Raw genomic sequence first — 10312 nt, 5'->3', positions numbered from 1 at the left:
TAGGTGTTTAGTCCCGGTATTTGATGGTGCACTATTCAGCCAGGAATGGAGGGATGCGCTATGGGACAGATTCTACACGGGAGCGCCCGCACGACAGAGGCAGTCCGTCGAGCGATACAACATAGTCAAGAGAGCCTGAGGGTTCTGGCGAAGCGCTATGGGATCAACCAGAAGACCGTAGCGAAATGGAAGCGGCGCACAGCGGTGAAGGACCTGCCAACCGGTCCAAAAGACGCGCACTCGACGACACTTTCAATCGAAGAAGAGGCGATCATCGTTGCCTTTCGCCGACACACACTGCTGCCATTGGATGACTGCCTCTACGCGCTGCAGGCCACGATCCCGCATTTGACCCGCTCGTCCCTACATCGCTGCTTACAACGGCATGAGATCAGCCGATTGCCAGAAGTGACAGGGGACAAGGAGCCGAAGAAGAAGTTCAAGACCTACCCTATTGGGTACTTCCACATCGACATCGCCGAAGTGCGCACGGCCGAAGGCAAGCTCTATCTTTACGTAGCGATAGACCGGACCAGCAAGTTCGCCTTCGTCCAGTTGGTCACCAAAACAGGCAGAACATCGGCGTCCGCCTTTCTGGTCGCGCTGATCGCAGCCGTGCCTTACAAAATCCACACCGTCCTGANAACAGGCAGAACATCGGCGTCCGCCTTTCTGGTCGCGCTGATCGCAGCCGTGCCTTACAAAATCCACACCGTCCTGACCGATAACGGCATCCAGTTCACGTTCCCGCCGCGCTACGCCGATGGCCCTACGGCCACTTACATCACGCACATGTTTGACATGCGTTGCCGTGAGAACGGGATCGAACACCGGCTCACCAAAATCAAGCATCCCTGGACCAACGGCCAGGTCGAGCGAATGAACCGAACGATCAAGGAAGCGACTGTCAAACGTTACCACTACGACAGCCATGCCCAGTTAACCGCCCACCTTCATGACTTCGTTGACGCCTACAATTACGGCCGTCGGTTAAAGACACTGCGCGGCCTAACGCCCTACGAATACATCTGCAAAATCTGGGCAACAGAGCCGGGACGGTTTAAACTCAATCCGCACCATCAAATGCCGGGACCAAACACCTAGTGCCGCACAAACTACGATCGAACGCCATCACCAAAGGTGTGGAACGTTCTCCCAATCGGGCGATGTTCCGCGCGCTCGGTTATCGAAGCGAGGACTTCGACAAGCCCATGATCGGTATTGCCAACGGCCACTCAACGATCACGCCATGCAACGCAGGTCTTCAGCCGCTTGCGGATGCCGCCGCAGCCGCGGTCAGGGCAGCAGGCGCCAATCCTCAGATGTTTGGTGTTCCGACCATTTCTGATGGCATGTCGATGGGAACCGAGGGGATGAAGTACTCCCTTATCTCGCGCGAGGTAATCGCCGACTGCGTGGAAACAACGGTCCAAGGGCAATGGATGGACGGTGTTCTTGTCATCGGCGGCTGCGATAAGAACAAGCCCGGAGGTATGATAGGTATTGCTCGGGCGAACGTTCCGGCGATCTATGTCTATGGCGGCACCATCAAACCCGGAAACTGGAAGGGCGAGGATCTATCGGTCATCTCTGCGTTTGAGGCCGTCGGCGCGATTAAGGCTGGCCACATGAGCGAGGAAGATTTCGCGGGCATCGAACGGCACGCATGTCCGACCACGGGTGCCTGTGGAGGCATGTATACTGCCAACACAATGAGCTCGTCCTTCGAAGCGCTGGGTATGTCGTTGCTTGGCTCTTCGCTGATGGCCAACCCCGATCAGGAGAAGCTGGACTCCGCTGCCGCCTCGGCAACCGTTCTGGTTGAGGCGGTCAGGAAAGGCATCAAACCGCGCGACGTCATCACCAGACAGAGCGTTGAGAACGCCATCACGCTGGTGATGGCGACCGGTGGTTCCACTAATGCGGTGCTTCACTATCTGGCGATCTGCCACGCAGCGGAGGTCGAATGGACGCTTGAAGATTTCGAGCGCGTGCGCAGTAAGGTTCCGGTCATTTGTGATCTCAAACCCTCCGGCCGCTACATGGCAGTCGACCTACACCGGCAAGGCGGCGTTCCTCAGGTGCTGAAGTTGCTGCTCAATGCAGGGCTACTTAATCCAAACTGCCTGACTATCACTGGCCGGACGATCGCGGAGGAGCTTGAGGGAGTTCCCGATCATCCGCCCACCGGTCAGGACGTGATACGGCCTGTCGCTGCTCCGCTCTATCACCAAGGCCATCTGGCGGTTTTGCGCGGCAATCTGGCGGAGGGCGGGGCCGTCGCGAAGATCACCGGCCTAAAATCGACTTCTATCACTGGCCCGGCGCGCGTATTTAACGATGAGCAATCGGCGCTGGATGCCATTCTGTCAGGCTCTATCCAGCCGGGCGACGTGCTCGTGCTGCGCTATCTCGGGCCAAAGGGTGGTCCCGGAATGCCCGAGATGCTGGCGCCAACATCGGCTATTGTCGGGCGTGGGCTCGGTGACAAGGTCGGTCTGATCACCGACGGACGCTTTTCCGGTGGATCGTGGGGCATGCTTGTCGGGCATGTCACGCCTGAAGCATTCGTTGGCGGGACGATCGCTTTGGTCGAGGAAGGTGACAGTATTACGATTGATGCCGGGCGCTGCCTGCTTCAACTCGACGTTTCCGCAGAAGAGATAAAAAGGCGGCGAAGCCAGTGGCGTCAACCCTCGCCTCGCTACGTGCGCGGTGTGTTGGCGAAGTTTGCTGCCCTCGCCAGCCCTGCAAGTCAAGGCGCCGTGACAGGATGATAACAGAGAGGACCGCAGCGTCGTCGGCCATAGTATCAGAATAACACTCGTTTCGGAAATATCTCATCTGGTCTGCTTCGCTGGAGGTCCTGGGCGAAGCCGCCTGCATTGGAAAGGCCTATCTGCCGCAATACACCGCCTCATCATCGGGATATCGCGCTCCAGGTAGGTACGGACGAAGTTGGCTCGCCATCGTTGGCTGGTGCTAACTTCGTTCGCGGCGAGAAAGCCGTCCGGGAAGCAGCCACTGCCCTATAGCTTGTCGAGATCGACGGTCGGCGCTCGGCGAAATTCAGAGCGAGCGTGGTCGTGCCAACCTGGCGCGGCCTCAAGAAGGAGTTGGCAAGGCTGATGTCAATCAGCTCTCGAGCTGGTTGGCTTTGCGGCGGTGAATTATCCCTGCAGTGCTTGACTAAGGCCATAAAGTGCCGCTCCCCGCCATTCGTCGACCGAGTCTTCCTATTTGGCGGCCAATTCAAGCGTTGCCGAAAGGATGCGGAAGACGCGCAAATCCTCTGCCGCCATCAATTGGGGCCTGCACAGCAGGCCTACGGCCGTCGGCTCGCACGGGCCGAGCATGGCGTCCCATTGCCGCGGGTTCAGCGCCACCATGACGCTTTCTGCACCGGCGCGCAGCGGCATGAAGACGGTCGAGGGTCGCGCGCTCTCCACCCCGGCGGCGGTCTCATAGCGGATGGGAGGTTCCATCCGCCAACCCGGCGATAGTGCGATACTTAATCCGCTGGAACGATCATGCACGAGGCATAGTGCAGGCCCCTGGCAGAACAGGCTGGACACTGCAGAATAGGTCGGACGTTCGATGACGACCTCGGTGGACGTGGCCACTTCAATCACCGCCAGATAGGTCGCCCCCGTGGCCCCGTCATGCCTACCACGGATCAGCCAATGGCCGCGGTCAAGCCGGGTTTCCCAGGCACGAGGCCGGGGATCGCCGCTTTCGATCGCCAGGCTGTCCTGTCCATCGAGCGGAAAGGCAGCCCATTGGGTGAAGGCCCCCTCGTAGACACCCTTGATCCGTAAGGGCACCGGGTCCATCGGTTTCAGCGCGCCCTGATCCTCGCCCGTTGGGCTATGTTGGCGGGAGAGGGGGACAACGAAGTGGTTTTCACCGCCAGGGGTTACCTCCATGCGGCCGGAGAAGACATGGTCGCCCGCATTGCCCGTGACGTCGTAAAGGCCGGGCAAGAATTCCGCTGTGACGGGCCCCGAGACTCCTTCGGGCATCGCCCAGACATCGCGCGCTAACATCTGGCCGGGAACCGGTACGGCAGACCATGAGATGTTGAGCCCCACGCCGCCGCCTTCGGCCTCGATCACCACGGACCGTAGTGCCTGCACCACCTCGGGCAATACCGCATCGGCAGGTAGCACTTCGATGGGCCTTGTGGCGATTACCTCGCTGTCCGACAGCTTGTAGCGCAGTTCATAGCTGCCGGGCTGTTCCGGCATGGCCAGGACAAGCGGATTTTTGCCACGAACGTAGCCATAGCTGACATAGCTGTCACTGCCTGTCTTGGCGATCTGGATATTGTCGTAATCGGCATCCGGCCCAGACCAGTTGATTGCGACCTCGCTGCCCGCAAGCACCTGTTGCGGGGCGGTCAGACTTACCGCACCCTCGGTCACGGTGATCTGGCGTTTGGCGATGACCGTATGGTCCCGGAACTTGTAGCGAATTTCGTAGTCGCCCGGCTCGCCCGGCATCAGCAGGCTGGCCGGGTTGCCATTCGCCACGTAGACCCAGGTCCAGCGTTCGCCATCACCGGGAAGGCCGATCTCAATGGTGTCGAGTTCTACCGCCGGCCCGGTCCAAGCCACGGCGACCGCCTGGCCGATGGGGGCAGTGGCCGGGGCGTCGAGCGTTGCTTCTGGCGGAATCTCAACCGGTACATAGGGGCGCACCAGTTGCAGCACGCCGTCCTTGATGCCTGAGGCCCAGCCTGACCCGTGCGCATCCGCATTGTAATCCATTTCGCTCGACGCGCCAAAGCCGAAGCAGCGCGCTGCCTCGACGAAATTGCTGCCCGCAGGCTCATAGCGCCAGGCCGAACACATCGCCTCGCCTTCGCAAAGTGCGGCGCATTGGGCGATGGTGCCATCCTTGGGGAAGGAGAATTCCGGTGGATGGACTTCGGTCACGCCGGTGGTCATGCCGGTGGGTACAAGGGTGATATCGGTCATCATGCTAGCACCAGGGAAATAACTGCGCGACCCCTTCGATGCTTCCGGAAGGGCCGCGGTCACGCTATCTTGCAGCGCCTTCGCCAGCGATGCTGCATCCTTCGCTTCGAAGTATCGCCCTCCGGTGCCTTCAGCCAAGCAGGCGACCCGCGCGCCTTCGGCCTGCGAAAGGCCGAAGCCGATAACGTGGGCTGTGAAGTTCAATCCCGCCGTCTCCAACTCGTCCGCCAGCGCGCAGGGGTCTGCGGAGCAGGTCTCCAGCCCATCGGTGACCAGAACCACCGTCGCCGCTTCCTCGCGGTAGCGCAGAGCCTCAGCCGCCTGACGCACAGCGTCCGACAGTGGTGTTTTGCCCAGAAAGCGCATGGTGTTTACCGCAGTAGAAATCTGCGCAGCAGTGCCGGACGCGGGTGGCACCATCAGTTCGATGTCGCCGCAATTGCCTTTTTCACGGTGGCCATAGGCCAGCAGACCCAATTGCTGTCCGGCCGGTATCGTCTTCAGCACGTCCGCTACGGTCGTGCGCGCTATTTCCAGTTTTGGCCGCCCGTCAATCTGCCCCCACATCGATCCCGATCCGTCCATGACGATGATCGTTGCCGGCATTTCCGCGTGCGCCACCCCAGCAAGCGCCATCATCGCCATACCCATTAGCCAGATGTTCCGCATCTTTGTCCTTCCCCTTTGTTCGGCTCGACTGTGGCACAAAAGTTCGGACCGATCTTGGGGCCGGCGGAAGCCGATGCGGGGTCAGCGGTATTCCGATAGGCTGCGCATCTCGGATGGCGTCATGCCAAAAGTGGCCCGAAAACGGGCATTGAACCATGAGATATCACCAAAACCAGCACTCAGTGCGACTTGGCTGATCGAGCGGCGGCTATGGCGCGGGTCGCTCAATTGCCGTCGTACCAGCATCAACCGCCGCATCGCCACATAGTCAGGGAAGGAGGTTCCCTCCTGCGCAAAAAGGCTGCGGACGTAGCGGGCGGAGATCCTGTGGCGTGCGGCGATCCAGTCCGAGTTAAGCTCGTTCAGCGGGAGGTTGGCCTCGACATCCGCCTTGATCGCCTTCAACCGCGCCACTCGCACACCGCGTCCCTGGGCGATTTGGTCCGCCTCCCGGTCGGCGCCAAGCGCGAACAGCAGCAGGTCCTGCAGATGTAGGGCGCCATGCTGCAATTGTTCGGGAGGCAACACTCCGGCCTCGGCGTGCAGCGCCCGCGCATGCGCCAGAAGCAACCGCCATTGCGGCGTCAGCTCGACCACCTGCCGCAGGCAGGGGTTGAAGCTTGGGCTTGCCGCCATCAGCGCTGCGCGTGGGATTGAGACATAAATCACTCGGCTGGTTTCAGGAACAAACTGTGCCACTCCCGGTACCTCGCTGGGGTCGAGGTAAATCTGGCCGGACCTGCATTCGACCTCGGTCCCACGCTCTTGCCGGATGGTGAAACCACCCGTCACCGGCACATGCAGCAGGATATTGTCGCCGGTTTCCGCCGCCAACCTGACGGTACGCCGCGTGCGGCAGGGCGAATGGGCGGTGTCGGCGATCACGGCGCCGGGCAGGACGGCGATCGTGGTCGAGGAGCTGTAGCTTTCGTTCTCCGGCTCGATTGCCAGCTTACAGATGTTGGCAGCGACGCTCTCGAATTTTGCAGCACGGTGACGAGGATCGAAGTCCTCGGTTCGCAGAATGAAATGGCTCATCGGAAACCTGTATCTGAACTACCGGAACGCTTGCTATGCCATGGCATATGGCACGTCATTGCAAGTCGAAACTTCCAGATTGCGGCGGACAGCCCCCATTTGGGGGAGTTCGCGAGAGAGGGCGAAATCCTCCCATGTCCTTTTTCAAGTGGGAAGATGCAAAAAACCTGACGCCATGCCAAGGGCGTGGCGGTTGTGTTGTCGTAACAATGCCGTTGGGTCGAGGGCGGAGCCGCGCTGGCGACGGTCGATCAATCTCCCATGCGCGGGTTGGATACCGCAGGAACGCTTTTCGTCGCGGCCTGCCTCGCACTACGCACGGGCGTCGGGTTAAGCCGGCCCATAGGATTCTCGAGGATTGCCTGACCTTGCGCTCCGCCCCCGGCCGAACGGGGCGACGGTAGGATCAGGATGGCGCTGGCGCCACTTCCTGTCCGATCGCCCAGATGAACCCACACAGTTCGCGCGCAATGGCGGTCACAACAACAGTCGGCTTCTTTCCGGTCGCGCTGAGCTTGCGATAAAGCCCACACAAGCGTACCTGCGCCTTCCAGGCGATGTCGCGTACGGGCTTTTCCTGCCGCTCGACAACCAGCACCTTTTCCGACGCCAGACGTGGCGGATAGCGGTAGCTCCAGGCGGCCTCCACCAGCATCCGGCGTGCTTCACTGCTGCCCGCCTTGGTGGTGCCGCCGCGCCACACGCTTGTGCCGCTCGATTGTTCTGATGGCACCAGGCCCAGATAGGCCATAAGCTGGCGCGGCGTTTCGAACCGGGCGAGATCGCCGATGGAGGCCAGGAAGATCACCGCCGATATGGTGTCGAGCCCACGCATGGCGCGCAGCGCTTCGACCAGAGGGGCCATCGACCAATCCGGGAGCATGGCCGCAATCCGCGCCTCGAGCTGGTCGCGGCGATCCTGCGCCGCCCATACCGCCTCGACGTAATCCTGGAAGACGATCTGGTGGGGCGCCTGTTAAAAGGTCTGAAGCCCGAGCCACCGCCGATGCCGCAGCGTCCAATTCTTCCGGTTGGGGCCGTAAATTCGGCCATGACGCAGAAGAAAGGCCAGGCATTGCTGCCGCGCCCGTGTGAGCTGTGCAGCGGCGTCCATGTGGGCACGTACAAGGTCGCGGATTGCCTCATACACCGGATCGGGGACCCAGACACTTGTCAGGTCGCCGGCGCGGTGCTGGCGCGCCAACTTCTCAGAATCGCGCCGATCGGTTTTGATGCGTTCTCCGGGCTTGCGCGGGATCAGGCTCGGAGCGACGACCATGCAACTATGGCCGAGGCTCAGAAGTTGCCGATAGATGCCATAGCCGCAGCCGCCAGCTTCATAGCAGAACTCCAGCCGGCTTCCGTCTTTCGATAACCGCTTCGCCAGCTTTACAATATCGAACGGCGTGTTGGGAATAGCGCCGATGAAACGAACGGCACTATCACGACCGTCTTCGGCAACAGTAGTGGAAATGCTGGCCTTGTGAACATCGAGGCCGACGTAGAGAGCTTTCTTCTGCATGATCCCTCCAGAGTTCGAGGTCGCGCCACCCTCGGCGCGACAACTCGATTCTGACGGGTTGGGCTCGTTTCTCCAGCGGCAGCCCAAAGGACATACGGACTACGCTCCCATGACCGTCATGGAAGCGTGTCATTTCGCCCCCAGCGGGCCCCCCCTTGTATTTCCATGAAATCGAGTCCTGTTGGTCGCAGCGCATCGCCACGGGGCTGGCCGTGCGAAAAAGCCGACGCGACAAGGAGAGCGTGAAAATCCTGTGGTCGCGCGCGCCGTCGGCACTGTAATTGCTACAAGTCTTCCACGCTGCCGTCGGGCGTCAAATGCGCTGAAGCCACGAGGGAGGCATCATCATTTAATCCGCCGTAGCTGTCTTTGGTTGATAAAGGCGGCGCAGGATTTTGAACGGATCTTGTTCCGAGTCCTGTCATGCCGCCTCGATATCGGTCTGTTTGAAATCGTTGCCTTTGTAGAGCAGTGGCTCCCCCGACAAGGTCGCTAGCGCATAGGAGAAGTAGTTCCCATAGGTCAAGCTTGCGGGATGGCGAGCTTTGCCATAGCGCGGCCGGGCCCTGCGAGCTTGATCGGAATGCTCTGCCGTCACTGCCACGACCTCGATATCGGTCTTATGCCGCCAAAGATCGAGATCGGCTCCGCCCGCCTGGCCGAAACATCCCTCTCGTACGATTGCAGAGGTATCGATCACCATCACGTTGGGAGCCCATCTTCGTCGTAGCCGATGATGTCATCGGGGCTTCGATGATCAAGGACGGGCAGGGCGCTCAAGCGGGGCTGCATTGCTTCCATGTCCTCGATTAAGGCTGCTTTCTTCGCTTGCAACCCAGTCCGTTTGAGGCGCTCCTCGAGCGCTGAACTGCCCCCAATTTCGACCGGACACTCGGCATAGGCAGGAAGGCTCAAGCACAGGCTTGAGGACAGGCTTATGTCTAACGAGTATCGACGTATTGAAGTGATTACCGGCGATGTTCTCCGGCGACGGTGGACAACCGAGCAGAAGCCGCGGATTATCGAGGAGAGTTTCGAGCCCGGCGAGACAGTTTCGTCGGCCGCCCGGCGTCGTGGGGTTGCGCCCAATCTGCTCTATCGATGGTGCAGACTTCTCAGCGAAGGAGGCAAGGCTGGCGCGCAGCGAATAACCGGCAAAAGACTGGCCGCGCTCTGCCTCGGAAAGATCGCCACGCACGCCGGCGGCGAGTGCTTCCTTCTTGACGAGCCGGGCAAATTTATCCAAGCCTCCAGCGCTGCGACAGGGCGAGTGGTGTCGGACGGGCCGCGACCGATCTCGACCTCGCGCCAATCGGTCTTGCCGCGCAAGGACACTGGCGCGCCGTTGTGGAAACTCTCGACCCCGCCGCGCCCATCGTCTGTCTGGTCTCGGCCAAGGTCGAGCCCGGTGATCTCCGAGCGACGCAGACCGCCGGCAAAGCCGAACAGCTGCATGGCCCGGTCGCGAAGCCCGCGCAACGAACCGCGGGTAAGCGTCGCTAGCATGGCGATCAGATCCTTTGGGAAGACCGCTTCCGTCTGCCGGGGCAGGGCGGCGTGCCGCGGCGGGAACAATTCCAGACGATCGCCGAGAGGCGCCGTTTGATGGATGAGACGCTATTGACTTTGTCGCCACGCGCAGCCGTGCGCGGAGGCGCAGGCGATAATGTAGAGCTCGACGCTTCCCGTTCCGAAAGAGAGTACAGATTCTGCCACCGGCACCAAGCGGAAAAGTGCCGCCAGTCCGCGGTATCGGCCCGCCGCGTATTGAGGACATCGCGTCCGTTTCCCGCTAGTCAACGTCAAACGGCGGGGTCATCGGGCTACTTTCCGCGTTGCAACACCCATATCTCGATGGCTTTGTTGCGATAATTCCGACGGCTATGACAAGGCTTTTGTACGCGGTGGTCACGCAGATTTGAGATCGATTTTCGGCCGAAGTATTGGCACAATCTCGGTAAAGCGCTCACATTCTGAAGTATTCACGGACGGTAAAGTTATCGTCAAGGGCGGCGTTTTGTGTTGTAATACGCCGCCTCGCTGACTTCGACTCTTTAGCCTTCCCAAAGTGGGGTGAATCTGAATCTCTGGTGCAAACCGGAGG

Annotated in this window: 4 protein-coding genes and 5 pseudogenes; 3 read left to right on the top strand and 6 right to left on the bottom strand. The window is 60.6% G+C overall.

Features of this window, described 5'->3' with window-relative positions:
* The first annotated feature begins 60 nt into the window (after positions 1 to 60).
* Both AKG11_RS32215 and ilvD read left to right on the top strand, forming a co-directional pair.
* On the top strand, positions 61 to 1104 hold the full coding sequence (locus AKG11_RS32215; protein ID WP_050746951.1) for an integrase core domain-containing protein: 1044 nt from the start codon (positions 61 to 63) through the stop codon (positions 1102 to 1104).
* The gene (gene ilvD / locus AKG11_RS32210) at positions 1104 to 2777 is read left to right on the top strand and encodes a dihydroxy-acid dehydratase (RefSeq protein ID WP_050746950.1); all 1674 of its coding nucleotides are present in this window, start codon (positions 1104 to 1106) and stop codon (positions 2775 to 2777) included. Before AKG11_RS32215 ends, ilvD begins: the two co-directional genes overlap by 1 nt.
* A 459-nt stretch (positions 2778 to 3236) precedes the next feature.
* On the opposite strand, the gene AKG11_RS32205 is transcribed toward ilvD, so the two are convergent.
* The 5 genes and pseudogenes from AKG11_RS32205 to AKG11_RS35760 form a co-directional block, all read right to left on the bottom strand.
* Positions 3237 to 5648, bottom strand: coding sequence for a vWA domain-containing protein (locus tag AKG11_RS32205; protein WP_082342923.1), 2412 nt, complete (start codon positions 5646 to 5648; stop codon positions 3237 to 3239).
* An 81-nt stretch (positions 5649 to 5729) separates the two neighbouring features.
* Positions 5730 to 6686 carry an AraC family transcriptional regulator gene (locus tag AKG11_RS32200; protein WP_050746948.1) on the bottom strand — a complete coding sequence of 319 codons (957 nt, stop codon included), beginning with the start codon at positions 6684 to 6686 and terminating at the stop codon, positions 5730 to 5732.
* A gap of 406 nt (positions 6687 to 7092) precedes the next feature.
* Positions 7093 to 8208, bottom strand: a pseudogene (locus tag AKG11_RS32195) (IS110 family transposase).
* Between the two features lie 421 nt (positions 8209 to 8629).
* Positions 8630 to 8896 (bottom strand): annotated as a pseudogene (locus AKG11_RS32190) (type II toxin-antitoxin system VapC family toxin); the annotation flags it as partial.
* 14 nt (positions 8897 to 8910) lie between these two features.
* A pseudogene (locus tag AKG11_RS35760) lies at positions 8911 to 9075 on the bottom strand (type II toxin-antitoxin system VapB family antitoxin); the annotation flags it as partial.
* A gap of 70 nt (positions 9076 to 9145) precedes the next feature.
* Here AKG11_RS35760 and AKG11_RS34945 point away from each other — a divergent pair.
* A pseudogene (locus AKG11_RS34945) lies at positions 9146 to 9343 on the top strand (transposase); the annotation flags it as partial.
* Here AKG11_RS34945 and AKG11_RS35595 read toward each other — a convergent pair.
* Positions 9323 to 9977 (bottom strand): annotated as a pseudogene (locus tag AKG11_RS35595) (integrase); the annotation flags it as partial. The pseudogenes AKG11_RS34945 and AKG11_RS35595 overlap by 21 nt on opposite strands.
* Between the last annotated feature and the right edge of the window lie 335 nt (positions 9978 to 10312).

This window comes from Shinella sp. SUS2 (genome assembly GCF_001262505.1).
Classification (GTDB): domain Bacteria; phylum Pseudomonadota; class Alphaproteobacteria; order Rhizobiales; family Rhizobiaceae; genus Shinella.
Note: the sequence above shows the minus strand (reverse complement) of the source record. Positions and strands in the feature narration are given on the sequence as shown.